This window comes from Acinetobacter sp. CIP 101966 (assembly GCF_000369725.1).
Classification (GTDB): Bacteria; Pseudomonadota; Gammaproteobacteria; order Pseudomonadales; family Moraxellaceae; genus Acinetobacter; species Acinetobacter lwoffii_Q.
In genome coordinates, this window is sequence record NZ_KB850159.1 from 545636 (window position 1) to 563523 (window position 17888).

At 43.3% G+C, this 17888-nt stretch carries 18 protein-coding genes; 9 read left to right on the forward strand and 9 right to left on the reverse strand.

Features of this window, described 5'->3' with window-relative positions; all coding sequences use genetic code 11:
• Window positions 1–290: 290 nt before the first annotated feature.
• The 6 genes from F891_RS05450 to F891_RS05475 all read right to left on the reverse strand — a co-directional run bounded on the left by F891_RS05450 (window position 291) and on the right by F891_RS05475 (window position 5603).
• Window positions 291–857: an IS630 family transposase gene (locus F891_RS05450; protein WP_108675453.1), complete on the reverse strand. Its 567-nt coding sequence runs from the start codon at window positions 855–857 to the stop codon at window positions 291–293.
• Window positions 847–1302, reverse strand: a complete 456-nt coding sequence (locus F891_RS05455) for a helix-turn-helix domain-containing protein (RefSeq protein WP_004647755.1) — start codon at window positions 1300–1302, stop codon at window positions 847–849. The genes F891_RS05450 and F891_RS05455 overlap by 11 nt, the downstream gene beginning before the upstream one ends.
• A gap of 17 nt (window positions 1303–1319) precedes the next feature.
• Window positions 1320–2077 (reverse strand): IS5 family transposase gene (locus F891_RS17315; protein ID WP_415867415.1). Its coding sequence is split into 2 segments (ribosomal slippage): window positions 1320–1849 and window positions 1849–2077, totalling 759 coding nucleotides; the frame shifts between segments, so codons are not numbered across the junction.
• A gap of 195 nt (window positions 2078–2272) precedes the next feature.
• Window positions 2273–2725 carry a dUTP diphosphatase gene (gene dut / locus F891_RS05465; protein WP_005251151.1) on the reverse strand — a complete coding sequence of 151 codons (453 nt, stop codon included), beginning with the start codon at window positions 2723–2725 and terminating at the stop codon, window positions 2273–2275.
• 47 nt (window positions 2726–2772) lie between these two features.
• Window positions 2773–4812 carry a UvrD-helicase domain-containing protein gene (locus F891_RS05470; RefSeq protein WP_005107705.1) on the reverse strand — a complete coding sequence of 680 codons (2040 nt, stop codon included), beginning with the start codon at window positions 4810–4812 and terminating at the stop codon, window positions 2773–2775.
• Between the two features lie 137 nt (window positions 4813–4949).
• Complete coding sequence (locus tag F891_RS05475; protein WP_004646124.1) at window positions 4950–5603, reverse strand: YiaD family glycine zipper/OmpA-like lipoprotein; 654 nt, start codon at window positions 5601–5603, stop codon at window positions 4950–4952.
• A 252-nt stretch (window positions 5604–5855) separates the two neighbouring features.
• Here F891_RS05475 and F891_RS05480 point away from each other — a divergent pair, with 252 nt between their 5' ends.
• From F891_RS05480 to F891_RS05505, 6 genes are all read left to right on the forward strand, one after another.
• Window positions 5856–6797, forward strand: a complete 942-nt coding sequence (locus F891_RS05480; protein WP_004646123.1) for an acyltransferase — start codon at window positions 5856–5858, stop codon at window positions 6795–6797.
• Window positions 6798–6799: 2 nt separating this feature from the next.
• Window positions 6800–7864: a hypothetical protein gene (locus F891_RS05485; RefSeq protein ID WP_004730589.1), complete on the forward strand. Its 1065-nt coding sequence runs from the start codon at window positions 6800–6802 to the stop codon at window positions 7862–7864.
• 159 nt (window positions 7865–8023) lie between these two features.
• The gene (gene minC / locus F891_RS05490) at window positions 8024–8737 is read left to right on the forward strand and encodes a septum site-determining protein MinC (protein ID WP_004730591.1); all 714 of its coding nucleotides are present in this window, start codon (window positions 8024–8026) and stop codon (window positions 8735–8737) included.
• Window positions 8738–8803: 66 nt separating this feature from the next.
• Window positions 8804–9616: a septum site-determining protein MinD gene (minD, locus tag F891_RS05495; RefSeq protein ID WP_004646120.1), complete on the forward strand. Its 813-nt coding sequence runs from the start codon at window positions 8804–8806 to the stop codon at window positions 9614–9616.
• A 2-nt stretch (window positions 9617–9618) separates the two neighbouring features.
• A complete protein-coding gene (gene minE, locus F891_RS05500) occupies window positions 9619–9891 on the forward strand; it encodes a cell division topological specificity factor MinE (protein WP_004279256.1) in 273 nt (90 codons plus the stop codon).
• Between the two features lie 196 nt (window positions 9892–10087).
• Window positions 10088–10375, forward strand: coding sequence for a PA4642 family protein (locus F891_RS05505; protein WP_004279254.1), 288 nt, complete (start codon window positions 10088–10090; stop codon window positions 10373–10375).
• Between the two features lie 62 nt (window positions 10376–10437).
• Here the strand turns inward: F891_RS05505 and F891_RS05510 are convergent, their stop codons facing one another.
• On the reverse strand, window positions 10438–13497 hold the full coding sequence (locus F891_RS05510) for a DNA translocase FtsK (RefSeq protein ID WP_004730593.1): 3060 nt from the start codon (window positions 13495–13497) through the stop codon (window positions 10438–10440).
• 249 nt (window positions 13498–13746) lie between these two features.
• On the opposite strand from F891_RS05510, the gene trxB reads away from it, so the two are divergent.
• The 3 genes from trxB to F891_RS05525 all read left to right on the forward strand — a co-directional run bounded on the left by trxB (window position 13747) and on the right by F891_RS05525 (window position 16370).
• Window positions 13747–14709 (forward strand): thioredoxin-disulfide reductase, encoded by a 963-nt coding sequence (trxB, locus tag F891_RS05515; protein WP_004730595.1) that lies wholly within the window; start codon window positions 13747–13749, stop codon window positions 14707–14709.
• A gap of 92 nt (window positions 14710–14801) precedes the next feature.
• Window positions 14802–15533 (forward strand): leucyl/phenylalanyl-tRNA--protein transferase, encoded by a 732-nt coding sequence (gene aat, locus F891_RS05520; RefSeq protein WP_004730596.1) that lies wholly within the window; start codon window positions 14802–14804, stop codon window positions 15531–15533.
• 21 nt (window positions 15534–15554) lie between these two features.
• Window positions 15555–16370: an arginyltransferase gene (locus F891_RS05525; protein ID WP_004730598.1), complete on the forward strand. Its 816-nt coding sequence runs from the start codon at window positions 15555–15557 to the stop codon at window positions 16368–16370.
• A 15-nt stretch (window positions 16371–16385) separates the two neighbouring features.
• On the opposite strand, the gene rimI is transcribed toward F891_RS05525, so the two are convergent.
• Window positions 16386–16844: a ribosomal protein S18-alanine N-acetyltransferase gene (rimI, locus tag F891_RS05530; protein ID WP_004730600.1), complete on the reverse strand. Its 459-nt coding sequence runs from the start codon at window positions 16842–16844 to the stop codon at window positions 16386–16388.
• Between the two features lie 105 nt (window positions 16845–16949).
• A complete protein-coding gene (locus tag F891_RS05535) occupies window positions 16950–17831 on the reverse strand; it encodes a metal-dependent hydrolase (protein WP_005262505.1) in 882 nt (293 codons plus the stop codon).
• Window positions 17832–17888 lie beyond the last annotated feature (57 nt).

Sequence of the window (17888 nt, forward strand, 5' to 3'; positions counted from 1 at the left end):
ATTTAAAATGATGATTTCAGCATAATGACTTTAAACATTTGTTTTTGTTTTAAGACCCGCTATTTTTAAACGATTTCAATGTAACAATCAATTATAAAAATATAATCTACAACTTTAGAATTATAGGGTTCTTGTAATTAAACAATGATTATTTAATTATATTTATTTTGAATTTCATCTGATTAGATATTTGATCACTACATCAATTTTAGATTTAAATAGCTCTACTGAACTAGGGTGTGTCCTCATTTGGCCTTGCACCAAATAAATATACAGGCTATAAGTTGTCATTAAAAAGTAAACATGTATTCTTTTCCGAATTGGTTTGATACTTTCTCCACCCATTGCTCTATTTTGTCAGCTGTCATGACTTGAAAATCTCGCCAATAATATTTCATCTGCTTCCATACCATCTCGATTCGATTTAACTCAGGGCTATAAGCTGGAATAAAATACAGATTCGTCGAAAAGTTAGTTTTAAGTAGCTCTCTGTAATCAGCCATCTTTTTACTTCTATGAATCGAGGCATTATCAACAATAAGAACCAATGGAAGGTTATACGTCTGTTTTACTTGTTGAGCTATTCCAGTTAAATAGGCATAAAACCAAGTGCTTGTCACTGACTCTTGTAAACAACTAGTCACCAGTTTCCCCGTTGAAAGCAAACACCCCATGACATTAACTCGTTTTAATCTTATTGCATCAACCGCATGAACATCACCTATCTTTGTCCACGCATAGCGGTTATCAGGTGTAGATGAAAATCCTGTTTCATCAACATAACCTAATATAATTTCACCACGTGCCGCTTGCTCTCGTAATTCTTCAATCTGCTGTGTTGCTTGTTCAAATGCAATCGGATCTCTTTTTTTTCAAGCTATGACGGGTACGCTTGAAGACCATACCTGAATCCCGTAAAAACTTACGAATGGTTTCAACAGACACGGACACTTCGTATTCTTCATGTAGTTTGACTCGGATTTGTTCTGCATTGAGTGGACTTGTATTGACCCAATCTAGGATTTTCGCCTGATAGTCTGAGATCAATGTATTGGGTCGACCTGAGCGATGACCTTCTTTAATCGATTCAAACTCATACAATTCCCAACGTCGGCGTTGTAGCCTTATGGTTTCTGGGATACGTTCTTGTAGAGTGGCAACTTCCGCAACGCTTTTACCTTCGGAAAGCCAGAGAATAGTTTGGGCACGTTGCCTTTCACGCCAATGTTTTGCATGCTTGACCAGAAAAATGAGTCGTTCTCGCTGTTCTAAACTAAGTGGTACAGAAACAATTCTAGGCATGTGTGAACATCTGTTAACTAAAAAAACCTTTTCGCATCATTAGTTATTTTTGTCAACTTACGAATCATAGATTTATAATTGCGTGCCAGTTTATCAAATCGAGTTGCAATAGCACGGAAATGTTTTAATCTCGCAAAAGCATTTTCAACTAAATGTCTTAATTTATATAGATATTTATCAAATTCCTTATTCGATCTCTTACTGTTTGATCTCAATGGAATAATGGGAATCATATTCTTGTTCTTGGCATATATTCTAATGTGCTCAGCATCATACCCCTTATCAGCAATGAGATAAGTTGCCTCGTCTACCGTATCAATCAGTTGTTTTGCAACTTGACTGTCGTGGACGTCACCCCCAGTGATTTTAAAATCAATCGGTAATCCATTCGCGTCGGTTGCAAGATGTATTTTTGTTGTTCGTCCACCACGTGATTGTCCAATTGCTCTTTCGAAACCATGCCGAGCTCCACTTGCATGTTGATGCACGCGTATGTAACTTCCGTCAATGAATACCCATTCTTGATCCAAGACGCCTCGTAATCTAAAAAAAATTTATCCCACAATCCCTTGCTTGCCCAACGATTAAAGCGATTGTAAGCAGTTTGCCAAGGACAAAATTCTTGGGGAATATCACGCCATGTGGCGCCTGTACGCAGTTTCCATAAGATCGCTTCCATGATATTTCTACTATTCTTTGAACAGTAACAACCGTGTAATCGCATAGTATCTTGAATTTGCTGCCAGATATCATCGGTGAGAAGAGTACGTGCCATTGAAAAAATATAGAAATCAAAAGAGCTTAAAGGAGGATTTTAAGTATTTAAAACCAATTTTTCAAATGAGGACACGCCCTAGAAAATATGGTTTTATTTTTAAATATATTTCAATCAGCTCATTTTTAATATCTGATTCACTTAAATAAAAAAATGGCTTACATCCAGTTAATGAATGTAAACCATGATTAAAACTTAGTTTTTACCCGTATGACCAAAACCGCCAGCACCGCGTTCAGTCGCTGCGAATTCATTGACCAGATCAAATTCAGCCTGCACCACAGGAACCAAAACATACTGCGCCAAACGTTCACCTGGCTCTAAGCTAAAAGCCGTCTGGCTACGGTTCCAAACGGATACCATCAATTCACCCTGATAATCAGAATCGATTAAACCTACTAGGTTACCCAACACGATGCCGTGTTTATGCCCCAAACCCGAACGTGGCAAAATCAGACCAGCAAATGCAGGATCTTCAATATAGATTGCTAAACCAGTTTTTACCAAAACAGTCTGGCCTGGTTCAATGATCGTAGTTTCTGTAACACACGCACGCAAATCCAGCCCCGCTGAACCTGTCGTAGCATAAGTCGGTAATGGCCATTCCTGACCAAGACGCGAGTCAAGGACTTTCACCTGAACTTTCATGTATTCATTCCTGTTGTTTCATTTAAAATAAGAGCAAGCCTTGCGCCTTATCGTTTGATAAGATTACGCAAATTATCCAGATAATGTTGGGCTTGTAATTTCGGATCGATGTTGCCTGCCAGCTTTTTCTTACGACCTAACCATTCCAGCTCATCTTCTGGTAATTCATCCAGAAAACGGCTTGGGGTCATCTGCTTCATCTGCCCACCGGCCTTGCGCTGTTCTGCCAGAGTAATGGTCAGTCCCTGACGTGCACGGGTAATCCCCACATACATCAGACGGCGTTCCTCTTCGACCGTTTCTGCAGCGATCGAGTTTTTATGTGGCAGAATTTCTTCTTCCAGCCCGATCAGATAGACATAAGGAAATTCCAGACCTTTAGACGCATGCAAAGTCAATAAATTGACTTTATCGGTGTCCTCTTCTTCCTGCTGCTGCTCGAGCATGTCCAGCAGCACCATTTTACGAATCACACTTTCAATATTTTTTTCATCAACATCTTCAGTGCGGTTAATCAGGCTTTGAATGCTGCTATAGAGCACTTCGATATTGTCGAGCTTGGTCTTTTCCTGCGCTGGTGTGGCTGCAGTTTCCTTGATGTAATCGATATAACCGGCTTCAATCATCATCTGGCGGATAATTGGCACTGGTTCATCATCATCCAGTAAATTGCGGGTAAAACCCTCAATAAAATCGGCAAACTCAGCCAATTGAGTCGTGGCCTTTTTCGGAATCGCCATGGTCAGACGCTGATCCGCAGCCGCAGCCAGAAGCGACAGATTATTTTCCTGAGCAAATAGACCGAGCTTTTCCAGCGTTACCGGACCAATTGCCCGTTTTGGTGTATTGATAATTCGTAAAAATGCACTGTCATCTTCAGGGTTAATGATCAAGCGTAAATAGCTCATCATGTCCTTGATTTCGGCACGTGCGAAGAAGGACTGTCCGCCAGATAATTTATACGGAATCTGCATCTGGCGCAGATGGGTTTCTAAAATACGCGCTTGGAAATTGCCGCGGTACAACACCGCATAATCTTTCCAGCTTTTACCGTTCATCAATTTATGCGTGATCAGGTCTTTAACCACGCGTTCTGCTTCATCATCATCATTGCGGCAGGTAATCACACGGATCACTTCACCATGGCCTTTGTCCGACCAAAGCTTTTTATCAAAAATATGCGGATTATTACCAATCACGGTGTTGGCTGCTTTGAGAATACGACTGGTCGAACGATAGTTCTGTTCCAGTTTAATCACTTTTAAATTAGGAAAATCCTGCTGCAGCAAGGCCATATTTTCCGGTTTAGCACCACGCCAGGCATAAATCGACTGGTCATCATCGCCTACGGCGGTGAACTGTCCCATCACGCCAACCAGTAATTTCACCAGAATATACTGCGCCGTATTGGTATCCTGATATTCATCGACCAGCAAATAACGCACGCGATTTTGCCATTTGTCACGAACTTCGGCATTTTCCTGCAGCAAGCGCGTTGGCATCACAATCAGGTCATCAAAATCCACGGCGTTATAGGCACGCAAATTACGTTCATATAATTGATATAAATGCGCAAACTGCACATCTTCGGCAGTTTCACAGGTAGTATGTGCCTGCTCGGGTGGAATCAGATCATTTTTCCAGTCCGAGATCATTTTCATGGCTTTGGCAATCAGTTCTTTGCTTTCTGCACCGGATAAATTGTCACGCTGCATCAGATCCATCAGAATGCGTTTACAGTCGTCAGCATCCAGAATCGAGAAATTATTTTTCAGTGGGGTATGTTTCAACTCCAGGCGCAGCATATTCAGGCCAAAAGTATGGAAGGTCGAAACTGAAACGCCTTTACTTTCTTCACGCGTCAACAATTTGCTGACACGCTCTTTCATCTCACGTGCTGCCTTGTTGGTAAAAGTCATCGCAGTAATACGATGTGCGGGAATCCCGCAATGCTTGACTAAATACGCGATTTTTCGCGTGATCACTGAAGTCTTGCCTGAACCCGCTCCTGCAAGTACTAACAAGGGTCCTTGAGTGTATTTCATGGCTTCAAGTTGCTTGTCATTTAACTGACTGGCGAGTGACATATGGCTTCCTCTTCTAGATTCGGCTCCGATTATAGTCATCTCTGCGTCAGTTGCCTAATTTAAAATACGATTAATCAGGTCAATATTCAGATATAAAAAAACCACCCGAAGGTGGTTTTTTCTTAAGCGTTCAAGAATTATTGAACTGCATATACCGCGATTTCTACACGACGGTTTTGCTCTTTACCTGCAGCAGTTGTATTGTCTGCAATTGGGTTCGCTGAACCTAAACCTTGAGCATTAATACGTGTACGTGAAACACCTTGGCCTGCCAAGTAAGTCGCTACAGAGTTTGCGCGTGCTTGAGACAATGGCAAGTTAATTGAGTCATTACCCGTGCTGTCGGTATAACCAGTTACAAGAATACCGCTCTTGTTATCTTCAGTTAATACTTGCGCTACTTTGTTCAAAGTGCCATAAAAGTTTGGTTTGATATTTGACTTGTTCGTGTCAAATGTAATGCTGCCTGGCATCACAAGGTTAATCGAACCATCTGCATTACGGTTAACGTCTACGCCCGTACCCGCTGTTGCTTGACGTAATTTTTTCTCTTTGTTATCAAGATACACACCCGCTGCACCACCAACAACAGCACCAATCGCTGCTGCACGGTTATTTTGACGGCTGGTATTCGCATTGCCTTTAGAAACACCGTAACCTGCTGCAGCACCAATTAAAGTACCTAGAGCAGCTTTATCATATTCCACACCACCGATGTTATTACCAGTTGATTGACAACCTGTAAGTGCTACGGCCCCTGCTACAGCTGCTGAAATGACTAGTGCACGCATCGCATGACTCCTTGTTGTATGCTTTGTTGTTAAGCGAGATAATGATTTAAATTGAATGGGCTAACCATTGAATTTTTGTTAATAATAAATCGTTTAGTAATATTTTGTAATGTTTATATGTAACTAAAACCAAGTAGTTCGTCACAATATCTTCATAGTTTCCTGTTTAGGCTTTTTTATTTGCCTAACTGTCTCTATATTACTCAAAATATGAAAAAATTTAAGTGATTAATCTCTGGGGACTGTTTGGATATGTCATCGAATAGCAACAAGCAACCGACTTTAAAAAAACTGGCGCGTGGCCTGACGGTCACATCCGTCATGACGGGCAGTACTTTTTTTCATGGTCCCCCGGTGCTGGCCTTGGGTTTAACCAAACTTTTTAAAAAATCCGCAAAAGTGGATGAAACCAATATCAAGATTACCAACAGCTGGTTAGGGGTCAATAACTGGCTGATTGAGCATGTTTTAAAAAATACCCAATGGCAAATCAGCGTAGATGAATCACTGGATTTGAATATGCAGGGCCGTTATTTGATGACCTGTAATCATCAGAGCTGGGTCGATACCACCGTCAACCAGTACTTCGGTCTTACCCGTATGCCACTGACGCGTTTCTTTACCAAATGGGAACTTATTTTTATTCCTTTTGTTGGTCAGGCCTTTAAAATTTTGGGCTTCCCGATGATGAAACGGCATAGCAAGGAACAGATTGCCAAAAATCCTGCGCTGAAATATCGGGATATGGAAGAAGCACGCAAATCTTGTGAACAGCTGATCAGTCAGCCTTTTACCCTGTTAAATTATCTGGAAGGCACCCGCTTTACCCAGGAAAAGCATGATCAGCAGCAGTCTTCCTACACACATTTACTGAAACCTAAAGCCGGTGGTCTGGCATTGGCGCTCAGTATTCTCGGCGATAAAATTGATGCGCTGGTCGACATGACCATTGTTTATCCTGACGGTATTCCGGGCTATGGTGAATTTTGGTTAGGTGAAGTGCCACGTATTGCGGTAAATTTAAGAAAAATTGATATTCCAGACTGGGTACTGGGCGGCAATTATGAAGATGATGCTGAATATCGTGCACGTTTTCAAAAATGGATTGATCAAATCTGGACTGAAAAAGATCAGCTCATCGCACAAATGCAGCAGAACTTTGCCCAAGCCCCGGTCGGATCTGTAACCGAGTAATTATGAAGAACGACAACCCGGACATTACGTCCAGCTCATTTAAATTTGTTCGTAAAGGAACCTGGGGCTGGAAAATTGCACTGATTTACGATATTTTCATGATGGTTCTGATCATCATCAATCTGTTCTGTCTCAGTGCTAACGCCATTTTAATGAGCGATTTTGGGCAGTGGTTGTTTGACTTCATTCGTTTACCGGAAATCTTGCAGTTTTATAAAAGTGATTTACGCCCTTGGGTGATCATTACCGAGGGCTGGTTTACCACCTTCTTGGTGTGTGAATTACTGGCACGCTGGGTCATCGCGATTGTCCTGCGTCATCATCGACGCTGGTGGTTCTTCCCTTTTGTGCACTGGTATGAAATTTTATCCATTATCCCTCAGCTACGTTTCCTGCGCCTGCTGCGTGCGGTCGCGATTGGCTACAACCTGCATAGCCATGGTTATAAAGTAATTCCCAATCGCTGGTATCGCCAAGGCAACTTTTATTACAACATGCTGATGGAAGAGCTTTCCAGCCGGGTGGTACTGACCGTACTGGACGGTATCAAGCGTGAACTGACCACAAGCACATCACATAAACAGTTAATTGATGATTTAGTGGAACATCATCGTAAATTACTGGCCATTGCTTTGGCAGATATCTTGCAGGAATCTTTGGGGAAGGAATTACAGTCACAACGTTCCATGATCGCTAAAAATGTAGGGCAAGTAGTGAATCAGGCGATTGAAGATACTCCTGAACTGACCCAATTATTACGTTTGATTCCAATTGTGGGCAGCCGGATTGAACAGCAAATTCAAAGTATTGGTCAACGCTTGGGAGAAAATATTACGCAAGGACTGATTGAACCATTTACCCAGACAGGTCAAAAAGAAAATCCGACTTTTACCCTAATTTCAGATAAAATCAGCCAGATTCAGATTGAACATAATCCACATATTGATAAATTGGTCGAATCGGCTGTTTTTGAAACACTTGAAGCAATCCGAAAACAGGTAAAAGTCAAACAGTGGCAACAGATTTTAGAAGAACATGAGCAAAATCAGAGCTCAATAGATAAGTAAAGTTTAAAGTACAGAATCAGATCAATCCGTCCGGTTCTGTTCGCATAAAAAAATAACTGAGATCGCTAGAGAATTACTGCAATTTGTTCTAGGATTTGCACTATTTACAACATTGCTTCGACACAAAACCAGCACGTCAGAAGTATTTAAGGAAGAATTATGGCTGATATACGGATAAAAGGCAGAATGGTCAATGCGATACGCATTAGCTTAGATACCAATGATCATGATGCAATCCGCCAGCAACTTAGCCCAAAATTACAAGCAGCATTTCCACCCGGCACTTTGGCAGTCATTGAAAGTTCAGTTGAACAGGAACTCATTGCGCTGATTCAACTATTAATCAGTCTGGATGTACAGCCCATGGCTGTTACTGAAGGCTTACTTGGAGATCAGGCGCGCGCTATTCAGTTCCCGGTACTGCCACCTGATCGCCAGTTAGAAGAAGTTAAAGCCACCAAAGAACAGGTCGTGGAAGTTAAACCAGAACCTACTGTGGTGAGTGATGATCAAGCCCCTGCTGCCCCGATCGTCGCGCATATCACCTCATATCATGATGAAATCCTGCGTACCGGTCAATGTATCGTGCAGCATAATGGCGACATTATTATTAATGCCGGCATCAACAGTGGTTCAGAAGTGATTGCTTCGGGCAATATTCATGTCTATGGCAGCGCACGTGGCCGTGTCATTGCGGGCGCGGGTGGTAATACTGCAGCACGCATTTTCTGTCATAGCCTCGAAGCTGAACTGATTTCAATTGCAGGAACCTATTGTGTGGCGGATGACATTCCACCGCATGTAGTTAAAAAGTCTGTGCATATTTACTTGAATGATCAACTAGAGCTTGTATTTGAAGCTCTACAATTTTAATGTATAAATAAACACCAAAAACCCCATTTTAAACAGGGGATTTGAACCATAACAGGAGTGGATTCGGTGGCGAAAATTGTTGTCGTAACGTCAGGCAAAGGTGGTGTAGGTAAAACTACAACAAGTGCATCTTTTGCAACAGGTTTAGCCCTACGCGGTCACAAAACTGTTGTTATTGATTTTGATGTAGGTTTACGTAACCTTGATTTGATTATGGGCTGTGAACGCCGTGTAGTTTATGATTTTGTGAATGTTTTAAATAACGAAGCACGATTACAACAAGCACTGATTCGCGATAAAGATATTGAAAATTTATATATTTTACCTGCATCACAAACACGTGATAAAGATGCCTTAACCGATGAGGGTGTTGCTCGTGTAATGGATGAGCTTTCGCAGGAATTTGATTATATTATCTGTGATTCGCCTGCCGGTATTGAGCGTGGTGCTATTTTGGCCATGTATCATGCGGATGAAGCCATCATTGTGACCAACCCTGAGATTTCTTCAGTACGTGACTCTGACCGTATCATTGGTATGCTCGACAGTAAAACTAAAAAAGTAGAACAAAACGAAGGTCGCATTCGTAAGCATCTGTGTATTACCCGTTTCAATCCGGAACGTGCCGATAAACAGGAAATGCTAACGATTGATGATATTTCTAAGGATATTTTACGTGTACCGACCTTGGGCGTTATTCCTGAGTGTCCAAGCGTTTTACAGGCATCGAATGAAGGTAAGCCGGTGATTCTTTTCACTGAAGCTTCTGCAGGTCAGGCCTATGATGATCTGGTTGCGCGTTTCCTTGGCGAAGAGCGTCCTTACCGTCATATCGAGGTAAAACCTAAGGGCTGGTTAGCACGACTATTTGGAGCGTAGACATGGCAGGATTCTGGAGTAAACTTTTTAGTGGCGAGGATAAACCATCAAGCGCACGGACTGCTAAAGACCGTTTGAAGGTGATCGTTGCATCCGAACAAGGCTTGGGTCGTCGCTTGAGCCAGGACAAAATTGACCAGATGAAGACTGAAATCATGCAAGTGGTCAATCGTTATGTTCGCGGTGTCGATGAACAGCATATTCAAATGCAGGTCCGTTCTGAAGCCAATATTGAAATGCTTGAAATGAATATCAATTTACCTGAAGAACGATAATCTGATTTTTGATTGGTCAAGTAAATTGATTCAAGGCAAAATATGAGAGTGGTAGAAATAGTAGTTTAGCTATATTCCGCCCACTTGAAGCATAGCTTCAAGTCTTGCGACTAGGCAAAGCAGTGCTTTGCTAATCTAGTCTCATATTTTGCCTTTTTTCATGCCGAAAAAACTACATTAGATCAAGGAAATTGCGATGGCATTATCTCAACCAGCGACCTTTAACGAAGAATGGTCAGATGAGCGTGTATTTGCCTATTTAAATCAGCTTCCTCCTGCAGGTGTTAATGCTGATTTTCACGTGCTGTATCATGCTTTCAAGCATATGCGTCCATTCGATTATGAACGCCTGTTGACGAAATTTGTCGCTGATGGCCGTGATGTCAATGCAACCAATCCGGAAGGACAGCGGATTCATGACGTGATTGCCACTTTCCCGCGTCAAAGTGCCGAGTTTCTGGATGTATTAGCGAAGTTTGCCTGAGTCAAAAATACATAAAAAAGCCTGCTTTGAAAGCAGGCTTTTTTATTGAAGATACACTGAAACTAAACCAGAATCTCGCGTTTGCCGTTGGCCCCCATGCCGCTGACAATGCCATTTTCTTCCATCTGGTCAATGATCCGCGCAGCACGGTTGTAGCCCAGACTGAATTTACGCTGTAAGGATGAAGTGGAAGCCTTACGGGTTTCCAAAACAAAAGCTACACACTGGTCATACAGCGCATCGCGGTCTGATCCACCGTCGCCACCATCTTCAAAACCACGGCTAGATGGTTCTTCATCGAATGGTGTCAGGATCTCGTCGACATAATTTGGTGAACCACGTTCACGCCATGCATCACAGATCCGGTTGACTTCGTCATCGGCAATAAAAGCGCCATGCACACGCTCAGGTTCGATTTTACCTGGGCCCAAGAACAGCATGTCACCGTGACCGAGCAAGTCCTCTGCACCACCCGCATCCAGAATAGTACGCGAGTCGATCTTGGAGTTAACCCGTAATGCGACACGTGTTGGAATATTGGCTTTGATCAAACCGGTGATCACGTCCACCGATGGACGTTGGGTCGCAAGCAACAGGTGAATACCAGCAGCACGTGATTTTTGTGCTAGACGGGTAATCATTTCTTCGGCTTTCTTACCGACCTGCATGATCATGTCCGCGAACTCATCCGCGACAATTACAATGGAAGGCAACGGCGTCAAACGCGGCGCACGCTCACCCACAACAGAATCGCTGGCTTTCCATGTTGGATCGATCAGATCTTCACCATTGGCAATCGCCTCTTCCACCTTGCGGTTATAATCGCTCAGTTTACGGATTTTCAGGAAAGACATCAGTTTATAACGACGTTCCATCTCATTGACACACCAGTTCAATGCGCTGACTGCATCTTTCATATCAGTGACTACAGGCGTCAACAAATGTGGAATATCATTATAGTTTGCCAGTTCCAGCTGCTTTGGATCGATCAGAATTAAACGCAATTCATCTGGGGTATATTTCAGCAACATCGATAAAATCATCGAGTTCACCGCCACCGATTTACCTGAACCCGTGGTCCCTGCCACCAGCATATGCGGTGCTTTACCCAGATCAGCAATCACCGGATTACCGGAAATATCCTTACCCATTGCCATGGAGAGGATGCTATTCGGATCAGTGAAAGCTGGAATAGTTAAAAGTTCAATTAAACGGACCATTTCACGGGTACTGTTCGGTACTTCAATTCCAATATACGGCTTGCCCGGAATGACCTCAACCACACGCACCGATGCCATCGACATCGAACGTGCCAGATCACGCGAAATATTCGTCACTTTAGAGGCTTTTACCCCTGGCGCCAGATCCAGTTCAAAACGTGTTACGACTGGGCCTGGCTGTGCTTCTACCACCTTGGCTTTGACATTAAATTCTTGCAACTTGATTTCAAGAAGTTCAGATAAACGTGCCAGCTGCTCTTCGGTAAAATTCACTTTTTTATTGGGATCAACTTCATCCAGTAAATCCAGACCTGGAAGCGGCGATAAATCTTTACGGCGCTCAACCACCTGCATGGCACGTGACATCGGACGGCCTGAAGCATCAGTTAAAGGCGCATCAAAATCAAACTCGTCTTCATCCTGTGGCTTGCCAGCCGTTTCTTGCCAGGCTTCTACAAATTCTTCTTTAGATAAAGCTTCGCGTACTGCTGCATGAGTTGCAGAAGGAGGAGATACTGGTTGCTCTATACCCTGATGCTGAATTGGTGCCTGTACAAATGCAGAAGATTGGGCATAGCTTGATGCACGTACTGGTGGGCTTGGCTCATCTTCTTCAATCAGCAAATCACCCAGGTCATCCAGATCGGCCTGTAATGCGCTATTTTTCACGACATGTGCAGTCGCCATAGATGCCATGACAGGTGCAACATTGGTCATGTCTTCCACAATTCTTACTGTCTTTTCGGCTGACGCTGTATTGAATGGACTATGCACATCGGTCGCAGTTTTACCTTGCGGAACTGCAGCCAGAAGTTCATCAAAGATTTCATCATCATCCCAGTCCAGGCCTGTATGTGAAGTCGATGCGGTTCTGGTATGAGCATGAGTCTGTGCTGCAACAGATTGTGGAGCAGCTATATGTGAGACTGGAGAATCAAGCTGTTCTTCTTCGGCTGCTTTGAGTAAGGCATCAATATCCTGTTTATGCCGCTGATCTTCATTTGAATGTAAGGCACGCCACACCTCGCCTGTGGCTACCACACGATCCGGCTGTTGAGGCACTTGCTGTACTTGCTTAAATGTCTCGACTGGCTCAGGAGCCTGCTGCTCAGCTTCGGGAAGATCATCATAAAACTGCGGTTGTTGTGATTCTTTATCGGCAAAATCATCAAATAAGCGTTCAGCCACCTGATCACGTACCACCGGATCTATTTCTACCAGTTGATGCTCAGGCGCAGGTGTTACTGCAACCGCTACTTTTTTTGCACTAATGACTGGCTCTTTTTTGGCGACAGGTGCAGTCCGATCAAAATCAGACATGCCTTCAGGCACATTACGGTAGAACAGGTCTTGTAGATAAGCAGGCGTTGCTTTGAGGCTGCTCCAGGTCTTGTTCCACTTCACCCCAAAAGCCAAGGTAAATAACACCACCCAAAGCACTAGCAGGAAGAATGCTGCACCATAGACTGTCAGCAATTGTTCCAGACTCTGGCCTAATTCATAGCCAATAATACCGCCGGAAGAATTATCCAGCGTATCAGCAGGAACTTGCCAGAATAAAAACAAAAGCGCTGAGGTGCTCAGCAACAGGAAGAATTGCGCAGCATAGCGAAATGGCCGGTTCAGGAAGCTACGCGGCCACCAGACCTGAATCGCCTCCATAAACAGATAGACAGGGATCAGCAGACTTGCCCAACCGAGAAAGCCAAACAAAAGGTCTGCAATCCAGGCACCCGCTACCCCACTAGCATTCGAAACGGTCTGCGTATCACTAGAGATATGCATCCACCCCGGATCAAATGGCGTATAGGTCACTGTTGCAAGAAACAGATAAATCCCAAATGAGACTAAAAATAATGTCATTACTAAGCGCTGTGCATAGGCACTCGACACCGCTGTCATATACTGTCCTGTAACCAATTCTTCATGAATATTCTTTTGCTTCAATGCTTGAAAAAAGCGACGCAATAAAATGCATATTATGCACCTGTTCTGTGAAAAAAGATGCACTATTGTGCAAGCACAATGTTACTTATGCTATATAGCCCAAATCGATTTCAATGATCAATAATATCGACTTTAATCTCACACCACTGTTATACAGTTTCACGTATAATTCAATAAATTTCTAAATAAAAAAGGATACAGCTGATGAGCGCACGTCACTCACGACTGATTATTTTAGGTTCTGGCCCTGCAGGCTATAGCGCAGCAGTGTATGCAGCGCGTGCAAACTTGAAACCTACCCTGATTGCAGGCTTGCAACTGGGCGGTCAGCTGACCACGACGACTGACGTCGATAACTGGCCGGGTGATCCCGAAGGTTTGACTGGTCCAGCATTGATGGAACGTATGCAGGCACATGCAGAGCGTTTTGGCACTGAAATCGTGTATGACCATATCAATGAAGTGGATCTTAGCCAGCGCCCCTTCGTGTTAAAAGGCGATATGGAAGAATTCACCTGTGATGCTCTGATCATCTGTACCGGTGCAACTGCCCAATACCTCGGTCTGGAATCTGAAGCAGCCTATATGGGTCAAGGTGTCAGTGCTTGCGCAACCTGTGATGGTTTCTTCTATAAAAACCAGAAAGTAATGGTCGTAGGTGGTGGTAATACTGCTGTTGAAGAAGCGTTGTATTTATCTAACATTGCTTCTCACGTGACTCTGGTTCACCGTCGTGATTCCTTACGTTCCGAAAAAATCTTGCAAGATCATTTATTTGCCAAAGAAAAAGAAGGCAAGATCAGCATTATCTGGAACCATCAGGTCGATGAAGTACTCGGTGATGCACAATCTGGTGTGACCTCAGTTCGTATTAAATCAACGCAAGATGACTCTACTCAAAACATTGATGTGACGGGTATGTTTGTGGCGATTGGTCACAAGCCAAATAGCACCATGTTCGAAGGCCAGTTAGAACTTCGTGACGGCTATATCCAGGTGCAAAGCGGTACTGCAGGTAATGCAACACAAACGTCGGTACCGGGTGTATTCGCAGCCGGTGATATTGCAGACAGCATTTATCGTCAGGCGATTACTTCTGCGGGTTCAGGCTGTATGGCTGCACTGGATGCGGAAAAATATCTTGATGCGATGGGTAAACTAGACTAAGCAGCAAGAATAAAAACGCCGTCCATTATGGGCGGCTTTTTTATTGCTAGAATGAGATGATGATTTATCCATAGATTTATGTCGGGTCTGCCATGTCTTTACTTCCTCCCTCAGAATTCATTTTTCCCAATCCAGTCGAGGTTGATCCTGAAGGTGAAGGACTGATTTGTATTGGTGCCGACCTCTCCCCTTCTACACTTTATGAAGCCTATACACATGGATTATTTCCATGGTTTTCAGAAGGTGATCCGATTTGCTGGTGGAGTCCGGAACCACGCTGCATTATTCGCCCCGAAGATTATCATCCAAGCAAATCCCTGCTACGCAATATGAAAAAGCAGGACTATAAAATTACGGTCAATCATGCTTTTGAAAGAGTGATTCGTTCCTGTTCATTGCCTCGTGCTTATGCAGACGATACCTGGATCAGTGAAGATATTATCGCAGGCTATTGCGACATGTTCGACGCAGGATATGGCTATAGTATTGAGGTCTGGGATGAAGACCGCGTCGTGGGTGGACTTTATGGTGTGACCATCGGTCAAGGCTGTTTTGGTGAATCCATGTTTAGTACGCAAACTGATGTTTCTAAAATGGCTTTCTATACTTTAATGCTGATTGGACAGGAAAATAAGCTGCCCTGGATCGACTGCCAACTGGTGAACGATCATCTGTTAAGCCTGGGCGCCTGCACACTTTCTCGCCAGACCTATCTTAATTCGTTACAAGATATTGTAAAAAAGCCTGCGATTGATTGGAAAAAGTATCAGGAAGGTGTATTTTCAAGTAAAACAATAGCGCAAAACGCGCGCTTAAGTGAATGAAAATAACAGAGGGTAGTTGTTATGAACTCTTATCAGCCAAAGGCCCTACTGAACGATTTACAGTATTATATTACGCCGCCACATGATTGTAGCTATTTGCCCAACAAGTCGGCGCGCATGGTTTTTCTGGACCCTGCACATCGTATTGATGTAGTCACTTTATCGGAACTGTCACGTACCGGTTTCCGCCGCAGTGGTGATTTCGTCTATCGCCCCGAATGTCATCTGTGCCGTCAATGTCTGTCTTCTCGCGTGCCTGTCACTGAATTCCGTATGAACAGTTCACAAAAAAAAGCCTGGAAACGTAATCAGGATCTGGTGATGAAAATTACCAGCCCAGAGCACGCCGATGACCTGCATTATGCGCTGTATGAACGCTATATCAATGAACGCCACGCGGATGGCGACATGTTCCCACCGACTCGGGATCAGTTCGAAAAATTTTTATTACAAAGCTGTACCGACAGCTTCTTTCTAGAATTATGGCAAGGTGAGCGTCTAATCAGCGTTTCCACCTCTGACCTGCTGGATGATGGCATCTCTGCCGTCTATACCTTTTTTGATCCGGATGAAAATCGTCGTTCACTCGGTGCTTTTGCAATCTTGAAACAGATTGAACATGCACAAAAGTTGGGCTTGCAGTTTATCTATCTGGGATATTGGGTGCCGCACTCTAGCAAAATGAATTACAAATCTCAGTATCTACCACTGGAACTCTTGATCGATGGACAATGGCGACGCCTGAACCATGCACTCACTGAGGCGGAGATTCAGCACTTGGGAAACTCATTAATGACGACCTTACCCAGCGGATGGAATCACCAGATTATTAAATAAAGTCGTCAGTTTGTATTATTTAAATAGACTAGCAAAATCATCTGTACATGCTTTCACCATAATGATGGCATGTTCACGGCTTCCGTTGGCATTTGGATAATAGTTCTTACGCAGATCAATCTGATGAAAGCCTGATTTTTCATAAAGCTTGATCGCAGCCTGATTACTCTCGCGCACTTCCAGGAAAATCTGCACCGGATTATTTTTTAGCATCGTCACTGAAGCCTCCAGCAACTGATAGCCCAAACCCTGACCTTGCTGTGCCGGATCAATTGCCATGAGCAATAAATTGGCTTCATCCAGCACCGGTTGTAAAATACAAAATCCGGCCACCTGCCCTTGCACTTCAATCACGGTACTTTGATAAGCCGTTACAGCATCTTTGAACTGTTTTAAAGTCCAGGGATGGGATTGAACCGATCTCTCAATCTTTGCAACGGCTTCTACATCCGCTGCTTGCATTAAACGAATCATCTTCGTTCATCTTATATAGAATCAACCTCCGCATTATAGAAAGTTCATCCAAAAAATCGAGCAAAAAAAAGAGCGATTTTAGTCGCTCTCCAATCTTCAGTTCTGTCACAAACCCAATTTAGCTTTCCAAGTCGCCAACAGTTGATCTGTATGATGATCATTCGGATGGAATCCCGGTTTAAAATACATCAGCATTTCTTTCGCCATACCCGTAATGACACCTTTAGAAGGACTATAGGCATAGGTATAAATGGCTTTTAAGGACTCAAGATTAAACTGCTGATCCTGTTTAAGCAAACGGGCGAGGAAATAGCTTTGCACCACAAATAAGGTTGCCATTGCGATGACCAAAGATGAAGTACGCAGTGCATAGGCTTTTAAACCTTTGCCAAAAACTCCTTCAAAGACATCATATGCAACTGCCTTATGTTCATTTTCCTCGATGGCATGCCATAACCACATGGTTTTCATGGTTTCATCTGTCATCAATTCCTGAATATGGCTATTGGTCAAAAGCTGTGAGGCAATGGTTGCAGTGAAATGCTCAAGTGCGGTGGTTGCAGTCAAATCTACCATTTCTTGGGTAATTCCCACAGGCTTACCCAGTTTAGTCATGACTTTACGTGTCGTTTGAATGACTTTATCGGTATAACGATCAAGCGTCTCGGCATCATGCCCATGTTTTTGCGCAGATGCATTAAAGCCGATATGCTCGTGAGTATGCATGGCTTCCTGACCAATAAAAGCGGAAATTTCTTTTTGTAATGCTTCATTATTGGCAATTGCAGGATGTTTACGCACCGCACGGACTGAATCTATAAAAAACTTTTCACCTGCTGGAAATAGCGCAGATAATGCGGTCATAAAATGAGTGAGACCTGCTGAACCATTCATCCAATATTCCGGTACAGCATCAAAATCAAAGTTCATGCGACGAACTGGAAAACTAGCACCCGCACGATTGGTAATATTTACTTTAGCGTTCATGTGACCACTCCCATCAGGCCAATCCAGACCCGAAAATGTAATATTCATATTCTTATC